The sequence below is a fragment of the Paraburkholderia sp. CNPSo 3281 genome, assembly GCF_024206515.1.
Taxonomy (GTDB): Bacteria; Pseudomonadota; Gammaproteobacteria; order Burkholderiales; family Burkholderiaceae; genus Paraburkholderia; species Paraburkholderia nodosa.
Genome location: NZ_JAMBPS010000010.1, coordinates 112,828 through 131,298 on the forward strand (window position 1 = coordinate 112,828; position 18,471 = coordinate 131,298).

Below are 18,471 nucleotides of genomic sequence, written 5' to 3' on the forward strand. Positions count from 1 at the left end.
TTTTCTTCTAGTTTTATGTTGAATTGCCCTACGTAGCGAGATGACGATAGCACCCGGCGAAACGTTTGCGCTTATCGTGCCGTCGCGGAACTTAACCTTGCGTCGCGGCACCAGGGTTTGCCTTAACCCCGCGCCGAGTGCCATTTCGTCGTTACCTTGCAGGCGGTTTACGGCGATATCGATTCATGCGGATTCGATATCCGGACCCATTGGGCCGTTTGAGGATTGCAGCAAGGATGCTAAAGTCACCAGCTACCAGCGGTTAGCCGAGGCGACGTTTCTCCGTTCCATGGTGTCTCCCATGACGACCGATCAAAAGACCGTTTCAAACGTCCTTGCCCAACTCTCGCTCAAGTCCGCCGTCGAACACGGCATGTCGCCGCACGATTTCACGCGCCTCACCGGCATAACGGAGGCGGAACTCGCCCATCCGGACGGGCGCATCCCCGCTCACAAGCACATTGCGATGCTCAATCTGCTGGAGCCTGGCTACCAGGCTTCGGAGCGGCTCGAAATTATCTCCAGTTATTCCTTTCGCGCACCCATTAGCACGTTATTGGCCATCGTCACGAATAGCCCGACGTTGACGAAGGCCTTTGACCAGTTTCTGCGCTACCGGGTGTTGATCGGAAATGTCGATTCTGTGAAGGTCAAGCGGGCAGGCCAGACGTTCGAATTCGAATACGTTCTGGACGGCCCGCGCAGAAGTTCGTCGAGCGCTTTCTATAATTTCCTGCTGCTCATTCGCCTCGCCGGGCAGTACAACGACGACGAGCCCTATCCCACCCAGATCGAGCTGACCGGCGAATCGTTTGCGCCCGTCTCCCAGCTCTCGCACCTGTGTGGCGCGACGGTGAAATTCAGGCAAAGCCGCAACCGCATGCTGATAAAAACGGGAGCGGCGGACCTGCCGTATCGCAAGTACAACGAGATCACCGAAAACATACTCTGCGGGCAGGCCGATGCCGATATCCGACGCTTCGTTGTCGGCCATTCGTTTTCTTCGAGAATCGAAGATTTCGTGACGAAGATGATTCGTGAGGCGCATTCCGGCCTGCCGTTTTCGAACCCCATGGAGGAGGTCTGCGGCCGCCTTGGCATTTCACGCTCGACCCTGCACCGGCGCTTGCAGGGTGAAGGGACGAACTTCCAGGCGATCCTGGCTCACGCGCGGCTCGAGGAGGCCAGGCGGTTGCTGCCGCTGGCCGATTATTCGGTGGCCGCGGTTAGCGATCTTCTCGGCTTTTCTTCTCCCTCCGCGTTCTCGCGTTTCTTTCTCGAGAACAGCGGCAAGTCCCCTTCGCGCTACAAGTTCGAAAACTGCAGGTTCTAGTGAGCTTTCTCGACAGACTGCGCCTGCGTTGTCCGCCCTCGAACCGAAAGGCGGAGGGCGGGATCGATGCGCGGTCTCCGATCGCAGACTCCGGGACAATCATAAAAGCATGCCGCGCGTTAATCTGGAGTCCACGAGGCAATGAGTACTTTCCCCTTCGTTCCCCTTTCCGGAGAAAAAGCGGACTACGACGCGTTGATTGGCGAGGCGCCGGCGTTTCGTCAGCTGGTCAGGATGATCGATCGCGTCGCGCCCACCGATCACGCCTTGCTCATCATCGGGCCGACGGGCTCGGGCAAGGAACTGGTCGCGCGCCGCGTGCACAGGCGCAGCCTGCGCCGCGATCAACCGTTCGTTGACGTCAACTGCGGGGCGATTCCCGAGCACCTCGTCGAAGCGGAACTGTTCGGGCACGTCAAAGGCGCTTTCACCGGCGCCGGCGAAAGTCGTCCCGGGCTCTTGCAGCAGGTCGGCAAAGGCACGCTGCTGCTCGACGAAATCGGCGAGCTGCCGCTCGCGCTGCAGCCCAAGCTCCTGCGTGCGCTGGAAACGCGGACGTTCCGCCCGGTCGGCGCCTCGTCGAGCGTGCGTTTCGAGGGGCGCGTGGTCGCCTCGACGCACCGGGATCTGCGCGAACTGGCGCGCCAGGGGCTGTTTCGCGAAGACCTGTTCTACCGGCTCGCGGTGTTCGTGCTGGCCGTGCCCGGGCTCGACCAGCGCGTCGAGGACATTCCTGCGCTCGCCGCCCATTTCGCCTCGCAACAGGAGCGCCGCATCGAGTTTTCGCCGGCTGCGCTGCGGCGGCTCGGCCGGCATGCCTGGCCGGGCCACATCCGGCAATTGCGCAACCTGGTCAGCCAGCTGAGCGTGCTTGCCGAAAAGCCGCTGATCGAGGAAGACACGCTCGAACCGTTTCTGCTCAGCGAAACGGCCGGAGCGGTTTCGCGCGCCGCGCTCGCCGACATGCTGCTGCAACTCGAGGGACGCGACAAACTCGCCGCCGCCGAAGACCTCCTCATCGACCGCGCGCTGGAGCGGACCACGGGGAACAAGAGCGCCGCCGCGACCTTGCTCGGGGTCGGTCGCAAAACAGTCGAACGCCGCCTGAAGTCGCGCGAGGAACACCATCGCGAAGCGCACAAGAGTCTCGAACATGCGATGGCGCTGATCGATGCGGCGCGCTTCGCCGAGGCCATTCCCCATTTGCGGCGTTGCCTCGACGTGCTGCAGACGAGCCGCGACGAGGCCGGCGCGCGCCGCGCCCAGTTCGATGCCTACCGGCTGCTCGGCATGAGCCTGCGCAGCGTGCATGGCTGGTTGTACGCAGAAGCCACGGCCTGCTACGCGGCGGCGCTCGAGGTCGGAGAAGGGATCTGCGAGCCTGGTGAAATCGCGGCGATCCAGTTCGGCGTCTGGACGACCCAGTTGACGACGCTCCAGCTCAAGCAGGCGCGCGCGAGCGCACAGGAGATGCTGCAGCGCGCCCAGAACAGCGGGGACCGCGTGTCGCTCGACGAAGCGCACGTCGCCATGGCCAACACGCTCTACTGGCTAGGCGACAGCGAAGAAGCCCTCGCCTGCCTCGCGCGCGGCAATCTGCTCGGCGTGACGCGCGACGATGCGCGCACGGGTTCGCAGGGAATCGATCTGGCGAGCCTCGCGTTGACATTCGAGGGGCTGGCCGCCTACCAGATCGGCGAGTTCGGGCAAGCCCGGCGCGCGATGGATATGCTGATCCTGCGCGCGGGCGAGCCGGGTGCGCATGCATTGGCGCACGTTCTCAACCTGCAGGGCGCCGCGTGGCTGGCGTCCCTTTTCGACGATCAGCGGAGCGGGCCGCTCGCGAGCGAACTCGAATCGGTGTCGATCGCCAACGGCTTCCCTTTCTATCGCGGCATGGGCCAGATCTTCCGCGGCGTCGATCTCAGCGCGCAAGGCTTGAACGCGGAAGCCGAAGCCGTGATGCTCGACGGTTACGACAACCACATGGTCTGCAACGGCGGCGCGCTGTTCCATTCCTTCAAGATGTGGCAACACGGCGAAGTCCTGCTGCGATCCGGCCGCGCACAACAATGCGCAACGATGCTGTCCGCCGCGGTCGACGAAACCCTCGCGCGCCAGGAGCGCGCCCACCTTGGCGAACTGCTGGTCACCCGCGCGCGGGCGCAGTGGGCGCTCGGCGATCTGACGTCTGCCGAGCAGGGATTGCGCACCGCCCTTTCGACGGCGCTCGCGTTCGGTTCGGTGCCCGCGCGCGTGGAGGCCGCGCGCTATCTCGCCAACCTCCTGCGCGCCACGGGCCGCCGCAGCGAAGCGATCGACACGCTCGCCCGCGCGTTGCGGGATCAATCGGCTGATTCCACCCGCCGCATAGCGGACGCTATCGCGTTGCTGGCCGAACTGCGCCATGAAGCGTCTGCCGACCCGGGCGAGCAGGGACCCGCCGCGGGCCGCTAAGCCGCGCAAGTTACGCCACGACGTCACCCAAGCCACGCCACGCTGGGAACTGGACGGAATCGTCCACTCCCGGCGATTTCTCCGGTCGAAATCGTCCTGCCCCGCCCTCCCACGCGCTGCCGTAACCCGTCACCACGGGGCTGCGCAGCGCGGGCACGATCGTTGCTTACTGTTGAATATTCGGGACCAGAAAGAAAGCCGACACGCGCACGAAACCACGACGGGGTCGATGAACAGAGCGCAATACGCGTGGATGGCGAATATCTTCGACGGCAAGGCAAAATAATGATAATTGCAATTGAACGGGAAACATCGCAGCGTCCGCAGTCCGCCAATCTAGATGCGAAGCGTGTGACCGCACGCGAGGACGCGAAAACCGGGGCACAGGGAGTCAGTCCGTATACGGCGAAAAATCTCGACGGCGCCATCACGCACCTCGAAATCGCCATCGCCTTCGACGGCAACATCGCCGTGTTCGGCCAGCGCTACTGGCTCGATCGCGTCCAGCGCATCGCGTCCACTCCGGAGATCATGCCCGCCCAGGCCCGGCGACTTCGGCACTTGCTGGATCAGCTCAAGGTCGCATGAGCGCCCGATCCACCCTGACGAAGGCGCCAGTCAATGCGCAGGGCCGAAGAAAGCCTGCGCACCTTCCGATGGCGTCAGTCCGGCGGAGAAATAGCCTTCGAGGCGTTCGGCCTTGGCGTCGTCGAGCAAGAACGGCGGACGCACGAGCCCTTGTGCAATCGCGTGGTCGTACCACCGGCTCATCCACTCGCGCAGCTCCGTTTCATAGGGGGACGGCAATTCGTCTGGCGCGATCTCTTCCATGCGCAATCTCCGCTCGCGGCCTGCCCGCCGCTATATTCTTGTCGCTACACGTGCTGCGCCCATCGAAGGACGCAGGATATCGGGTGGAAACACTTGCCATCCCCGGTCGGGATGGCGGAAGAAAAAAAGCGCGCGCGGTCCGTCCGCTGTCTGCGCCTCGATGAATACGCTCGCGATCCGCCCGGACGGCGAACGATGCACCGTCACGACCCGCACTGTCTGTCTGCTGGTGGGGTTCAGCCACTTCACGACTGCTGCCCCCAACGACTGCCGCACCGCCATCGCCGCCCCCCACGCTTCATGTGAAATCATCGTAGACAGCCGTAAAACCGGCCGCCATCGGGACGGGTAGATAGTTCCCTCGGGATTGTCTGGTTCGCTTGTCAGGATTTCCTTCTCGCCGCGCGTCACTCGCCGACCAGACCATGCCGGATCGCATAGCGGATCACCTCCGCGTTATTGCCCAGCCCGAGCTTTTGCATCAGCCGCATCTTGTGCGTGCTGATCGTCTTGGCGCTGAGCGCGCACGCATCGGCGATATCGTTGATGCTCTTGCCCGACGCCAGCATCTGCAGCACCTGGAATTCGCGGTCCGAGAGCACCTCGTGCGGGGGCACGTCGCCCGCATGCTTCTCGAACACCATGGCGTCCACGAGTTTCGGGTCGATAAAGCGCCCGCCGTCCGCGAGCTTGCGAATCGCGGCGAGCAGCACCTCGGGATCGCTGTCCTTCGTCACATAGCCTGTCGCGCCGGCCCGCAGCGCTCGCGATGCGACCTGGGCTTCGTTGTGGATGCTGAGCACGAGCACCGGCAACGCAGGTTCCTCGGCGCGCACGCGACGGATGAGATCGACGCCGCTGATGCCCGGCATCGTCATGTCCAGCAGCAGCAGGTCGACTTCGCAGGTCCTCAGCTTTTCGATCACCTCCGAACCCTGGCCGGCCTCCGCGGTCACGACCATGTCGGCAGTCGTCGCGAGGATCTGCTTGAGTCCGCCACGCACGATGGCATGGTCATCGGCGATGAGTATTCTGATCATGGGGGTTTTCAAGCGGAACGTGGATCGAAATCGTGGTGCCAGACGCAATGCCAATAGTCAGGTCTTTGCAGGGCTGACTGTCGATGCTCAACGTACCACCAATCAGTCGCGCGCGCTCTGTCATGCCAAGCAGGCCGTATGCGTACCTTGCATACGCGGCAGCCACGTCGAAGCCGCGGCCGTCGTCGCGCACACGCAAGTCGAGCGAGCCGGGCCCCGTAGTGAGCGCGACCTCGACGCGCTGCGCCGCCGCGTGGCGCGCGACGTTCGTCAACGCAGCCTCCACGATGCGGAAGAGCGCCGTGGCCTGCATGTCCGACAAGGCGGGCTCGCCGCTTGCCATGTGCAGTTCGCACGGGATGGCGTTGTGCCGGCTCCATTGACTGGTCAGCCATTCGAGCGCCGAAACGAGGCCGAAGTTTAGCGCAGCGGGCCGCAGGTGGCTTGCGACGTTGCGGACCATCCAGATCGTGCCTTCGACCAGTTCGCGCATGTCGTCGGCCCGGCCGACGGCCTCGGGATCGTCGGTGAGCCGCATCCTCAGCAGCGAGACATCCATTTTCAGCGCGGTCAGCAACTGGCCCAGTTCGTCCTGAATCTCCAGCGCGCTGCGCTTGCGCTCGTCTTCGCGAATCCCCTCCAGATAGGCCGACAGGGCCCGCTGCTGCTCGCGCGAGCGCACGAGTTCGTCTTCCACGCGCTTGCGGCCGGAAATATCGTGCAGGCCCACGTAGATGGCCGGTGCGCCATCGTAGTTCGACAGCCGTGCCGTCGCCATGGCCCAGAACTGCGTCCCGTCCGGCCGACGCAGTTTCACCTCGGCGTCGCCGAAGCTGCCTTGCGCCGCGAGACAACGCACCAGTCTTTCGCGCTCCAGCGGGTCGACGTAGAAGTCGACAATATTGACGTTCTTGCACGCCGCTTCATCGAGGCGCAGCAGTTCGCGAAACCGTGCGTTGGCATAGAGCAGATGGCCGTCGGGCATCGAGGTAATGCCCATGGCCACCGGGCCCGATTCGACGATCGCGCGAAAACGCGTTTCGCACGCTTTGAGGCCGCGCTGCTGCATGCCGAGCTGGCGGTGGGCCGAACGCAACGCGAGGTGCGTGCGGACCCTGGCCATCAGTTCCTCGACGTGCACGGGCTTGCGCACATGGTCGGCTGCGCCGGCGCTGAGACCATCGGCCAGGTCGCGATGATGGCCTGCCGGCATCATGAGCACCACCGGAATATCGCGCGTGCGCGCGTCCGACTTCAGGCTGCGGCAGGTGGCCAGCGCGCCCACGCTGGCGGCCTCTGAATCGAGCAGAATCAGTTCGGGCTGGGAGACGCACGAACGCTCCAGTACCTCGAGGCCGCTGTTCGCGGCGAGCACCTCGAAGCCCTCCCATACGAGGTGATCGGCGATCAAACGGGTCTCGTTCGGCGTACCGCCCGCGACCAGAATCGTGCAGGCGTTCGTTGTCGTGGCCTGCGAGTCAGTCATCTTGCCCACGGTTGCTCCGGCCCTGGTTGCTTTGTTTTGTCCTCGTCGCCAAAGCCATGGCCCTTCGGCAACCCTTTATCACGGATGCGGGTAATACGGATTCCGCGCCCCCGTCAGCCCTCCAGGCTCCAGGCGCCCTACGTGGCGAACGAATGTCTTGCAGAGATTTCCGCACGGTCGATCAGTTCGTCGAGACTGCTAGCGAGTTCGCCAAGCGCGTATAACGCATACAGATCGAGCTTGTCCGCATGGTTGCGGCGCAAGTCTTTCATGCTTTCCTGCAAGCGCCGGATCGTGCCCGCGCGGCTGTCCGGCAGCGGCCAGCAGTGCATCAAATAAGCCAGCGGCGTGAGATTGCGGGATTCGCACCATGTATCGAACAGGCGCATGCAGATCGAGTTCACGTCCTGCACGCGCGCCTTACGGTCGCCCCACTCGGAAATCATCGCGCGTCGCCTCTGCTGCTTCGAAAATTTGCTGACGTCATGATGATCCCGCCAATGATCGCGTGCAGTCGTCTTCGACTGCAAACGGTAAAGGGGAATTCTGAATTTTGTGTCAGGAAATCCTGAATGGCGGACTTCAACCGGCAATCGCACCCTTGAATGTCCGCCGCGAATTCCCGTCCTCGCCCGAAGTAAAGCGGATTGTCGGCGAGATTACGTCGCGTTATGCTGCGCGCGACTGCCCCTTCGGTTCCACACAATGCCGCGCATGGCATACGCAGATTTCGTATGAACAGAAGACAGATGATCGCGCAATGCGTCGGTATAGGCGCGAGCCTGGTAACGATGCGGGCGACCATGGCGTTGCCGGTCAGCCGCCCGCCAGCAAGCGTCGTATTTCTGAATCCCGGCGAAAGCGTGGAACACGATACGGGCCAGCACTGGCAACTCGTGTCGCGCTTCATGGGTGCGACTGCCAGACGCTTCGGCATGCAACTCGAAGTGCTTTATGCGGAGCGCGATCATCTGCTGATGCTGCGTCAGGCCGAATCGGTGGCGGCGCGTGCGGCGGCGCCCGACTATGTGGTGATCGTCAACGAAAAGATGGCCGCGCCCCAGATGCTGCAAACGCTGGCGCGCTCGGCCGCCAAAGTGCTGTTGATCCACAACGATCTGACCGAAGCCCAGCGTGCCCAGACCGGCAACGAGCGCGAACGGATCGCGAACTGGATCGGCACCGTCACCGCCGATGCCGGGCGCGGAAGCTTTCGGCTCATGGACTACCTGATCCGCTTGAACGGCAGCGGGCCCGCACGCGTGATCGGCATTACCGGCGACCCTGCCACGCCGGTTTCGGCGGAGCGCGCCGCGGGCGTGCAGGCCGCGCTGGCGCGCCGGCCGCAGGACCGCATCGATCAGCTCGTCTATGGCGACTGGAGCTTTTCCGACGGCCGCGACAAGGCGCGCGTGCTGCTCTCGCGCTATCCGGACGCCAATATCCTTTGGGCTGCCAACGATACGATGACGCTTGGCGCAATGAGTGCGGTGCAGGAACGGCATCTGTCCACCATCGTCGGCGGCCTCGGTGCGCTGCCCGAAGCCGTGGCTTCGGTCATTCGCGGCGAGCTGGCCGCGATCGTCGCAGGCGACCAGTTCATCGGCGCCTGCGCGATGGTCCTCATTCACGACTACCATTACGGCGCGGACTTCGCGCAAGTGGGCGGACCGCGTCAGCGGCTCGACTATCTGAAGGTGCTCGACAGCAGCGACGCCAGGCGTTACGCCGAGATTGCCTTTCAAGGCCGCACGTCCCCCGACTTCAGCGGTTTCTCACGCGTGCAAAGCCGGCGTGCCGGCGCCTACACGTTCGATCTCGACACCCTGCTCAATTCCGCTTCAAAGGCCGCGTGATGCTGCAAACCCTTTTGCGTGCGCGCTTCCCACGCAGCCTGCATGCGCAGCTCATGCTCTCGCTGCTGGTGCTCTGTACGCTGGTGGCGGGCACGTCGGCTTTCTTCCTGCTGGAGCATGCGCGCGAACGCCGGATCGCGGAACTCGACGAACGCGCGAACCGCATTGCCGATCTCTTCAGTCAGTCGCTCGCACAGCCGCTCTGGAATGTCGATCGCGAGGCGATCGCGCGGCAACTGAATGTGCTCAAACCGAATCCGGAGGTGGTGAGCTTCACCGTGACCGCGACCAACTACGGCGTGCTCGCCGACGCGAGCAACGCGCCGATGCCTGCCCCGCAGGCGCGCGTGGTTCGGGTGCGGCCGATAGAATTCACGCCGCCCGGCGACGCGCCGCCCGAAAAGATCGGCGAGGTCCGCGTGGTCTTGACGAGGGCCGCCGCCGACCGGGGCTTCGAGGCCGCGCGCGCGGCGGTGCTGGGAACACTCGCGCTCGTGCTCGCCGTGTTGTACGTCACGACCTTTCTGCTCATCAAACACCTGGTGCGCGAGCCCATCCGGCGCCTGGAGGAAATGGTCGACCGCATCGCGTCCGGCGATCTGGACAGCCGCTGCGCAATCGAATCCAGTGTCGAGCTGGGCCGGCTCGCCGCGCGCGTCAACGTGATGGCGGAACGGCTGCGCGACTCGACGGCATCGCTCAGGGAGAGCGAGCGCAAGTACCGCAGCATCATCGAGAACTCACTCGAAGGATTCTTCGTCCTCGATCGCAACGGCAAGCTCTGCGACGCCAATCCCGCGATGGCTCAACTGCTCGGCTATCGCGACGTTCGGGGCATGATGACGGCGCGAGGCTACGACGCGAGCGCGGTTCATGCTCCGCTACAGCCATTCACCAGCGGGAAGACCGCCCAACTCTTTGCGATGCTGCAACTGACCGGCAAGATCGCGGGGCTGGAAATCGAGCTGGCCCGCGCCGACGGCACCGCGGTATGGTGTCAGCTCAACGCCCGCGGCATACGCTACAACGGCGCGGGACCCCAATGCCTCGAAGGACAGTTGACCGATATCTCGGGCCGCAAGCAGGCGATGGAGATCCTTACGCGCCATCGCGATCAACTCGAGGAGGAAGTGCGCGAACGCACGCGAACCGAGCAGCTGCTGCGGCATTCGCGCGAACAGCTGCGCCAGCTTTCGTCCCATCAGGAATCGATCCGCGAAGAAGAGCGGCGGCAGATCGCCATGACGATTCACGACGAACTGGGCCAATTGCTCACCGCGATCAAGATCAATGTGTCCCTGCTCAAGCTCGCGCTGAGCCAGGGCGCCGAGTGGAAACAAAAGGTGGGCGACATCGGCGGGCTGGCTGAACGCACCATCGACATCGTGCGCAACGTCGCGAGCCACCTGCGGCCGGCCGCGCTGAACTTCGGCCTTCTTTCGGCGCTCGAATGGCTCGTTCAGGACTTCACACGGCACAACGCAACGGTCTGCACGTTCCGGCTCGAAGGCCGTGAACCGTCATTGGGCGACGACCGCGCGACGGCGGTGTTCCGCATCGTCCAGGAGGCGCTCACCAACGTCAGCCGGCACGCGCAGGCCTCGCATGCGGAGGTCGTCCTGCGCTGCATCCATAACCACTTCGAACTCGAGGTCCATGACGACGGCAACGGATTCGACGTGGCGAAAGCGATCCGTGGCAATTCGTACGGGCTACAGGGCATGCAGGAGCGCGCACGGATGATCGGCGCGCAGTTTCATATCGGGAGCCGGGACGGGCCGGGATCGACGGTTCGCATCGTGTTCAATGAGACGCCGGAAAACGCCAGTCGGGCCCTGACCGCCGACAACGAACTCAGGTAGTCATGCCTCATCCGCCTGGCGCTTTTCTAGCGCACGCAGCATCTCGTTGGTCTTGTCGAGAAACGCGGCGTGATAGGCGCCAGGCAGCGTGACGTCGTCCATGACCGACATGACGTCTTCCAGCACTCGCCTGAGCGCCCCATGGATCTCGCCGCATTGCGCCGGCGTCAGTTTCGGCAAGGCCAGCTCGATGAACTTCTGCATGACGAGCGACCTTGCCGCGAGTCGCCTCATGTTCCCGCGCCCGGCGTCGGCTGCGCGAGCCGCCACGCGAGATTGGCGCGTGCCGCCGCCTCGCAATGCGAATGAAAGTAATCGGTCAGGTAGATGCGCGGCCGCGCCAGCAGGGCTTCCAGAATCCGCCGCTCGTGCATGGCGTACGCGTGGTCGTCGAGGTCCGGGCGTTCGGCTCTCAGGCGCAGGCCGTTGTCCTGAAACTGGCGGCGCGGTGCGCCGAGCGACGCGAGATCGATGTCGCACGCGAAGCGCGCATCCAGTGCATCCGGCGCGCGGGTGTGCCGGGTCGCGAGAATCGCTTCGCAAATGCGCTCGCAAGCCGCGATATGATCGTCTGCGCAGCGCCGCAACCACTGCGCGCTGCGCTCCTCATTGTCCTGGGCGCCCGGAACGTAGATCACGTCGTGGCACCACAGCGCAAGCTCCACGAGATCGCCATGCGCAATGGCCTCGCGCGCCTGATCGAAGTCGCGCAGGCAGCGGCGCACGTGGCGCAACGTATGGTAGTGCCGCCCCGCTTCGCCATAACGACGCGCGAGATCGGCATAGACGGCCTCGGCGCGCGCGCCCCCGCTGCGCGACCATAACTCGACGAAGCGTCCCTGCGTGCGGTTCACCCCTGCTCCTTTGCGCACTGCGCGATGCTCAGAGAAATTCCTCGCGAATGTCGATGCTCGAGCGCTGGCCGATATCCGCGTAGTGCTGCGCGAGCCAGGCATCCGCTTCCTTGCGGCCGTTGTCGCGCAGCTCGCACAGGAAATCCCAGTCCGCGTTGTACTTGCTCGACACGCTGAGCGCGCACATGGCGGCGTCGGAGCGGATCGAATGAATCAGCATTTCCTTCATCTCGTCGCGAGCGAGCTTGCCTTGCTGGATCAACTCGGTGACGAACGCAATCGCGCGCATTTCGCGCATGAGAGACGAATTGAAACTGATCTCGCTGATGCGATTCAGAATGTCCGCCGCCGTGACCGGCACGCCGGCGCGCACGAGCGGGTTGATATGGACGATCACCACGTCACGCGTCTTGCAGTGATAGATCAGCGGATAAATGGCCGGGTTGCCCATATAACCGCCGTCCCAGTAGTGCTGGCCTGCGATCGCGACCGCATGGAACAGCGTCGGCACACATGCAGAGGCGAGCACGGCGTCCGCGCAGATGTCCTCGCCGGTAAAGAGGCGGATTTTGCCCGTCTCCACGTTAGTCGCGCACAGGTACAGCAGAATGGGGCACGCCTTGCGCAGCGCGGCGAAGTCGACCTGGCTTTCGAGCACCTGGCGCAGCGGGTTCAGGTTGCCCGGATTGAACTGGTAAGGCGAGAACACGCGCAGCATCATGTCGGCGATCGCATAGAGCGGCGAATGATCGAGCCCGAAGCTGTGCGAGCCCTTGAGCCACGGCACCCAGCGCAGCGGGTTGTAGCGCTCGGCCGACTCGGCAACCGCCTGCCAGAAGTCGTGCAGCGCCTGGCGCGCGCCGCCCACGCCTCCCTGTAACAGCCCGTACGCGAGCACCGCGCCGTTCATGGCGCCGGCGCTGGTCGCGCTCACGCCTTCGATCGCGAGCCGTTCGTCTTCGAGCAGACGGTCGAGCACGCCCCATGTGAACGCGCCGTGCATCCCGCCGCCCTGTAATGCGAGCGCGATCGGCCTGGGCGCCGCGGGGTCATGATCGCTTTTCTGGCTTCTTGTTCGCTTCGTCGCCATGGGTCGCCTCCTCGGGCGGCACGCTCATCCATGCACGTCATCGATCGCTCACGCATCGCTCGATACGAGCGTGTCCAGCAATGTCCTGGCTTCTCGCAGGTCGGCGGTGTCGAAGCCCTCTGTGAACGTGTCGAGAATTGCGGACAGCACCTGCCTCGCCTCGTCTGCTCGACCTGCACGCTGCCAGAGGCGCGCCAGGCTCGAAGCCGCGCGCAGCGCCAGCGACCTCGCGCCCTGCGCGCGGGCCACGGCAATCGCCTTGAGAAAGCACGCTTGCGCTTCGTCGCTCGACGCAGCGGGCAGCAGGGTCCCCTTGAGCCGATGCAATTCGGCCTCGTAGAAACGCTCGCCGGTTGTGTCCACGATCGCCATGGCTTGCGCCAGCGTGCGCAGGCCGCCTTCTGCGTCGCCGGCTCTGCCCTGGCAGTCGGCCAGCAAGCCCAGAAAGTACGAGCGGTGCTCCTCGCCGCCAGCGGACTGTTCGGCGTGCAAGCCTTGGCGCAACTGGGCGATGCCTTCCTGCAGGCTGCCCGGTTCGATGCGCGCCCAGCCCGACAAAATGGTTCCCCAGGCGAGCCAGTACGGCAAGCCGTGTTCGTTCGCAACGGCGAGGGCCGCTTCGGCGCGCTCCCGCGCCAGCGGCGCCTCGCGCCGCAACTGATGCAGTTCGGCCACGTAAGCGAGCGTGAATGCGAGCGTCGGCCCGTAGGCGAGCTTGCGCGCGAGCGCAAGCGCCTCCATGCTGCGCGCGTGCGCCTGATCGGGATAGCCTTGAAACCAGCGGATCAAGGCCAGAAAATTCAACGCCCGGCTGCCGGGATCCACGCCATGCGCGAACACATGGGCCTGATGGCGCTCGGGATCATAGAGGGAGAGCGCCTGTTCCAGGTGCGCACCGGCCACGTCCAGTTCGCCCTGCAGAAAGAGGCACGCCCCGAGTGCGCCGTGGGCCTCCAGCAGCCAGTCCAGATCCCCGGCATGCTCCGCCATGCGTAGCATGCGCTCGCCCAGTTCGCGCGCCACCGCGTAATTCGCGCGCGTCATGTTATGGATTCTCAACCCGAGCAGCGCCGCAAATAGCTGCGGCGTCTCGCTGAGCTGCTCGCCCAACTGCCGTGCGCGCGTGTAGGTCGCCGCGACCTCGGGCGCGCCATAGCCGCGCACGTTCATCAAGGCCGGCCCCAGTGCCAGCAGCAACGTCAGCTCGCGGGACGCGCGCGCGGGCGTATCGGGCAATCGCTCGAGCAGACCCAGGGCGGCGCCGAGGTGATGCATCGCGTCAGGGTCGGCCGCATGCCTGAGCGCCTGCTGCCCCGCGCGGTGCAGATATTCCACCGCCTTCGGAATATTGCCGCTCAGGCTGTAGTGATGCGCCAGTTCGCTGCAGTAGTCCGCGATGCGCGTGGGAAACAGCGCCTCGATCGCCTTCGCGGTGCGCTCGTGCAACGCGCTGCGACGTTCCGTGAGCAGCGAATGACCCGCCACTTCCTGCGTCAGCGCGTGCTTGAACGAGTACTCGACCTCCGGGTAAGCCGGCCGCTCGTAAATGAACTCCGCGGCTTCGAGGTGCGCGAGCAGCCCGCGCAGGTCGTCGTCGGTGCGCGCGAGCTGTCCGCCGCAAATACGCTGCATCAGGCTGAACGGAAAGTCCTTGCCGATCACGGCGAGCGTTTGCAGCAGGTCCTTCTGCGCGAGCGGAAGCCGGTCGATACGCGCGGCGAGCACGCCCTGCACCGTGGTCGGGATGTGCAGCGAGGCCGGTGTCCGCTCGATCCGGTAGCGCCCCGGCTCGCCGAGCAGCGAGCGCTCCTCCGCGAGCGTCTGCACCACTTCCTCCATGAAGAACGGATTGCCCTCCGTCTTTTCGAGAATGCGCTGCTTGAGGGGCGAGAGCGACGCATCGTCGCCGAGCAGTACCGTCAGGAGTCCCTGGGCTTCGCCCGGTCCGAGCGCTTCGAGCCGTAGCTGACTGCATTCCCACGCCGGCCGGTACTCCGGCCGGAAGTTCACGAGCAGCAGGATACGGGCGCCCGGCACGCGCTCGACAAGATAGACGAGGAACGCCTCGGTCTCACGGTCCAGCCATTGCAGGTCTTCGAACAGCAACTCGACAGGCTGGCTTTGGCTCTCGCGCGTGAGAATCTGCGTGATGGCGTCGAAGGTCCGGTCGCGGCGAATCTTCGGGTCCATGTCCGCCAGCGCCGGCGCGGATTCCCCGGTGCCGAGCAGATACAGCAGATAAGGCACGAGGTCCTCGAAACTGCGCTCGAGCGTCAACACCTTGCCGACGACTTTTTCGCGGCAACGCCGCTCATCGTCGCGCGCGGTGATCTGAAAATAGCTCTTCAGGAGTTCGATCAGCGGCAGATTGGCGAACGCCTTGCCGTGCGAGACCGAAAACGTTTCCAGCACCAGGCACCCTCGGCGGGAACGCTCCTTGAATTCGTGAAAGAGCCGCGACTTCCCGACACCGGCTTCGCCGACCACGCCGACGACCTGTCCCCGCCCCGCCCGCGCCGTCTCCAGCGCCCGGTTCAGGTGGGCCATTTCCGCCTCGCGCCCGACGAAGCGCGCGAGGCCGCGATGCGCAGCCAGTTGCAGTCGCGTGCGCAGCGCGCCCGGGCCCAGCACCTCGTACACCGGAAGCGGTTCGGGAACGCCCTTGACCTGGGCCGCCCCCAGCGCCTTGAACTCGAAGTAGCCCTCGGCGAGCTTGTGAGTCGATTCGCTCACGAGGATCGACGTGGGCGTGGCAATGCCCTCCATGCGCGATGCAATGTGGATCGTGTGGCCAACCGGGTCGTAATCGGTGTGCAAATCGTCGGTGCGGATCGAGCGCACGACGACCTCGCCGGTGTGCACGCCCACACGGATCTGCAGCGGAATGCCTTTTTCCAGCCGAATGCGGTCGCCATGCCGGCGCATGGCCTGCTGCATCCGCAAGGCCGCGAAAAGCGCGCGTTGCGGATGGTCTTCGTGAGCGATCGGCGCGCCAAACAGCGCGAGGATGCCGTCGCCCAGCGATTTGGCGACGTAGCCCTCGTAATAGTGGACGGCTTCCATCATCAATGCGACGACGGGTTCGATCAGATGGTGCGCCTCTTCCGGGTCGAGGCCGTGGATCAAGGCCGTGGAACCGGCCATGTCGGCGAACAGCGCGGTGACGGTCTTGCGCTCGCCTGCGGTCTCGCCTCTTGCTTCCATGGCGACGTGCTCGGCACGGATACGCTCGGCCAGGTGATGGGGGGTGTAATGAATTGGCGCAGGTGGCGGTTCCGCGGTGGATCGCGCAGACTCCGGCGTCGCGTCGAGTTGCGCCCCGCACTCGTTGCAGAATCGGGCGGCGGCGGCGGCCTCATGCCCGCAACGGGGACACGTGCGCGTGAGCAGGGTCCCGCAAGCTTCGCAGAATCTGGCCTGGTTGAGATTCTCGAATCCGCAGTTTGTGCAGCGCATACAACCTCGTCGCGGCCAGGGACCAACATGGGCTCATTATGCGCCGCATGCCCTGAGGGAACAGCCCCGATATTCACCTGGCATGGCGTTGGCAACATCGATGCAAACGTATACTCCCTGCCAGTATTCGCCTATACTGCCCCACAGTATCCTCAATCACCGCCGTCATGCCTCATTCCCCCGAAGAAAAGAAGCGCGTGCTCACGCGCGTGCGCAAGGTTCGCGGCCAGCTGGACGCGCTCGAGCGGGCGCTTGAGGAAGGCGCGGACTGCGCGCCGGTGCTCCAGCAGCTGGCAGCGATTCGCGGCGCGATCAACGGCGTGATGGCCGGTGTGCTCGAAAGCCACCTGCGCGAAGAATTCACCCACCTTGCGGGATCAGCGGAGTCCCCAGGATCGATCGACGATGTCGTGACCCTCGTTCGAACCTATTTACGCTAGCTCACTGCGGGATTTCCTGCGCCGATTTGGCCGAACCCCTTTTTTTACAGGACTACTATGAAATCGCGTGCTGCAGTTGCGTTTGCGCCGGGCAAGCCCCTCGAGATCGTCGAGATCGACGTCGAACCGCCCCGCAAGGGCGAGGTGCTGGTCAAGATCACGCATACCGGCGTTTGTCATACCGATGCCTTCACGCTCTCCGGCGACGACCCCGAAGGCCTCTTCCCTGTCGTGCTCGGCCATGAGGGTGCCGGGATCGTCGTGGAAGTGGGTGAAGGCGTGACCAGCGTGAAGCCCGGCGATCACGTGATCCCGCTCTACACCGCCGAATGCGGCGAGTGTCTGTTCTGCAAGAGCGGCAAGACCAATCTGTGCGTGTCCGTGCGCGCGACCCAGGGCAAGGGCGTGATGCCCGACGGCACGTCCCGCTTCAGCTACAACGGCCAGCCCCTCTATCACTACATGGGCTGCTCCACGTTCAGCGAGTACACGGTGGTGGCCGAAGTGTCGCTCGCCAAAATCAACCCGCAAGCCAATCCCGAGCAGGTGTGCCTGCTCGGCTGCGGCGTGACCACGGGCCTGGGCGCGGTGAAGAACACCGCAAAAGTCCAGGAAGGCGATACCGTCGCCGTGTTTGGCCTGGGCGGCATCGGACTTGCTGTTATCCAGGGCGCGAAGCTCGCCAAGGCTGGTCGCATCATCGCCGTCGACACCAATCCGGGCAAGTTCGACCTGGCTCGCGCCTTTGGCGCCACCGACTGCGTGAACCCCAAGGACCACGAAAAACCCATCCAGCAGGTGATCGTCGACATGACGGGCTGGGGCGTGGATCACAGCTTCGAATGTATCGGCAACGTCAACGTGATGCGCGCGGCGCTCGAATGCGCGCACCGTGGCTGGGGCCAGTCGGTCGTCATCGGCGTGGCCGGTGCGGGGCAGGAAATCTCCACGCGCCCGTTCCAGCTCGTGACCGGCCGCCGCTGGCTGGGCACGGCCTTCGGCGGCGTAAAGGGCCGCTCGCAATTGCCGGGCATGGTCGAAGACGCGATGGAGGGCAAGATCCAGCTCGCGCCGTTCGTCACCCACACGAAGCCGCTCTCGGGAATCAACGAAGCCTTCGACTTGATGCACGAGGGCAAATCGATCCGGACCGTCGTTCACTACTGATACGCAAGGAAGGAGAGAGACCATGGCCTCAGCCATTCACCCCACCGTTGACCGCGGCATCCAGAAAGGCGCCGAAAACTTCGCGGGCGGCACGCTGCGCTGCCAGTGCGCGCAAGATCCGGTCGAAGTGCGCATCGACTCGCAGGTCCTGTTCAACCACGCCTGTGGATGCACCCAGTGCTGGAAACCCGCCGGCGCGCTGTTCTCCGTCGTGGGCGTCGTGCCGCGCGACAAAGTGACGGTCGCGGCGCACGGTGAAAAGCTGAAGGTCGTGGACGACAAAGCCACGATCCTGCGTCACGCCTGCACGGCCTGCGGTACGCACCTGTATGGCCGCATCGAGAAGAAGGATCACGCGTTCTACGGTCTCGACTTCATCCACACCGAGTTGTCGAAAGACGCGGGCTGGGACGGCCCCGGCTTCGCGGCCTTCGTCTCCTCGATCATCGAGAGCGGCACGCCGCCTTCGGCCATGGCCGACGTGCGCCAGACGCTGCGCGACAAGGGCCTCGAGCCATACGACTGCCTGAGCCCCGCGCTCATGGATCTTCTCTCCACCCAGGCCGCCAAGGCCAAAGGCACTTACCGGGAGGCCTGAA

The 18,471-nt window shown here is 64.6% G+C and carries 16 protein-coding genes; 8 read left to right on the top strand and 8 right to left on the bottom strand.

The features are described 5' to 3' along the window. Window positions 1-301: 301 nt before the first annotated feature. The 3 genes from M3I56_RS13820 (at window position 302) to M3I56_RS13830 (ending at window position 4,378) form a co-directional block, all read left to right on the top strand. Window positions 302-1,333, top strand: a complete 1,032-nt coding sequence (locus M3I56_RS13820) for an AraC family transcriptional regulator (RefSeq protein ID WP_254354425.1) — start codon at window positions 302-304, stop codon at window positions 1,331-1,333. Between the two features lie 141 nt (window positions 1,334-1,474). Then, the gene (locus tag M3I56_RS13825) at window positions 1,475-3,790 is read left to right on the top strand and encodes a sigma 54-interacting transcriptional regulator (RefSeq protein WP_254354426.1); all 2,316 of its coding nucleotides are present in this window, start codon (window positions 1,475-1,477) and stop codon (window positions 3,788-3,790) included. A 249-nt stretch (window positions 3,791-4,039) separates the two neighbouring features. After that, window positions 4,040-4,378 carry a hypothetical protein gene (locus tag M3I56_RS13830; protein WP_254354427.1) on the top strand — a complete coding sequence of 113 codons (339 nt, stop codon included), beginning with the start codon at window positions 4,040-4,042 and terminating at the stop codon, window positions 4,376-4,378. A gap of 30 nt (window positions 4,379-4,408) precedes the next feature. Here the strand turns inward: M3I56_RS13830 and M3I56_RS13835 are convergent, their stop codons facing one another. The 4 genes from M3I56_RS13835 to M3I56_RS13850 all read right to left on the bottom strand — a co-directional run bounded on the left by M3I56_RS13835 (window position 4,409) and on the right by M3I56_RS13850 (window position 7,593). Continuing rightward, window positions 4,409-4,621 carry a hypothetical protein gene (locus M3I56_RS13835; RefSeq protein ID WP_254354428.1) on the bottom strand — a complete coding sequence of 71 codons (213 nt, stop codon included), beginning with the start codon at window positions 4,619-4,621 and terminating at the stop codon, window positions 4,409-4,411. A gap of 407 nt (window positions 4,622-5,028) precedes the next feature. Continuing rightward, window positions 5,029-5,661 carry a response regulator transcription factor gene (locus M3I56_RS13840; protein WP_028203894.1) on the bottom strand — a complete coding sequence of 211 codons (633 nt, stop codon included), beginning with the start codon at window positions 5,659-5,661 and terminating at the stop codon, window positions 5,029-5,031. Continuing rightward, window positions 5,636-7,147: a PAS domain S-box protein gene (locus M3I56_RS13845; protein ID WP_254354476.1), complete on the bottom strand. Its 1,512-nt coding sequence runs from the start codon at window positions 7,145-7,147 to the stop codon at window positions 5,636-5,638. Before M3I56_RS13845 ends, M3I56_RS13840 begins: the two co-directional genes overlap by 26 nt. A gap of 137 nt (window positions 7,148-7,284) precedes the next feature. Next, complete coding sequence (locus M3I56_RS13850; protein ID WP_254354429.1) at window positions 7,285-7,593, bottom strand: hypothetical protein; 309 nt, start codon at window positions 7,591-7,593, stop codon at window positions 7,285-7,287. Window positions 7,594-7,881: 288 nt separating this feature from the next. Here M3I56_RS13850 and M3I56_RS13855 point away from each other — a divergent pair, with 288 nt between their 5' ends. Both M3I56_RS13855 and M3I56_RS13860 read left to right on the top strand, forming a co-directional pair. Then, window positions 7,882-9,003, top strand: a complete 1,122-nt coding sequence (locus M3I56_RS13855; protein ID WP_254354430.1) for an ABC transporter substrate-binding protein — start codon at window positions 7,882-7,884, stop codon at window positions 9,001-9,003. Beyond that, window positions 9,003-10,865, top strand: a complete 1,863-nt coding sequence (locus M3I56_RS13860; RefSeq protein WP_254354431.1) for a PAS domain S-box protein — start codon at window positions 9,003-9,005, stop codon at window positions 10,863-10,865. The genes M3I56_RS13855 and M3I56_RS13860 overlap by 1 nt, the downstream gene beginning before the upstream one ends. Here M3I56_RS13860 and M3I56_RS13865 read toward each other — a convergent pair whose 3' ends face one another. Genes M3I56_RS13865 through M3I56_RS13880 form a run of 4 tightly spaced genes read right to left on the bottom strand, consistent with a single transcriptional unit; the run spans window position 10,866 to window position 16,265 of the window. After that, entirely contained in the window at window positions 10,866-11,099 is a 234-nt protein-coding gene (locus M3I56_RS13865) for a hypothetical protein (RefSeq protein WP_254354432.1), read from the bottom strand. It abuts the gene before it with no gap. Beyond that, window positions 11,096-11,719 carry a hypothetical protein gene (locus M3I56_RS13870; RefSeq protein ID WP_254354433.1) on the bottom strand — a complete coding sequence of 208 codons (624 nt, stop codon included), beginning with the start codon at window positions 11,717-11,719 and terminating at the stop codon, window positions 11,096-11,098. Before M3I56_RS13870 ends, M3I56_RS13865 begins: the two co-directional genes overlap by 4 nt. Before the next feature lie 28 nt (window positions 11,720-11,747). After that, a complete protein-coding gene (locus tag M3I56_RS13875; RefSeq protein WP_254354434.1) occupies window positions 11,748-12,809 on the bottom strand; it encodes a patatin-like phospholipase family protein in 1,062 nt (353 codons plus the stop codon). Between the two features lie 48 nt (window positions 12,810-12,857). Next, window positions 12,858-16,265 (bottom strand): adenylate/guanylate cyclase domain-containing protein, encoded by a 3,408-nt coding sequence (locus M3I56_RS13880; protein WP_254354435.1) that lies wholly within the window; start codon window positions 16,263-16,265, stop codon window positions 12,858-12,860. A gap of 167 nt (window positions 16,266-16,432) precedes the next feature. On the opposite strand from M3I56_RS13880, the gene frmR reads away from it, so the two are divergent. The 3 genes from frmR to gfa are packed head-to-tail and all read left to right on the top strand — an operon-like array spanning window position 16,433 to window position 18,470. After that, entirely contained in the window at window positions 16,433-16,705 is a 273-nt protein-coding gene (gene frmR, locus M3I56_RS13885; protein WP_028203886.1) for a formaldehyde-responsive transcriptional repressor FrmR, read from the top strand. A gap of 57 nt (window positions 16,706-16,762) precedes the next feature. After that, a complete protein-coding gene (locus M3I56_RS13890; RefSeq protein ID WP_254342225.1) occupies window positions 16,763-17,872 on the top strand; it encodes an S-(hydroxymethyl)glutathione dehydrogenase/class III alcohol dehydrogenase in 1,110 nt (369 codons plus the stop codon). A 22-nt stretch (window positions 17,873-17,894) separates the two neighbouring features. Next, window positions 17,895-18,470 (top strand): S-(hydroxymethyl)glutathione synthase, encoded by a 576-nt coding sequence (gene gfa / locus M3I56_RS13895; RefSeq protein WP_254354436.1) that lies wholly within the window; start codon window positions 17,895-17,897, stop codon window positions 18,468-18,470. Window position 18,471 lies beyond the last annotated feature (1 nt).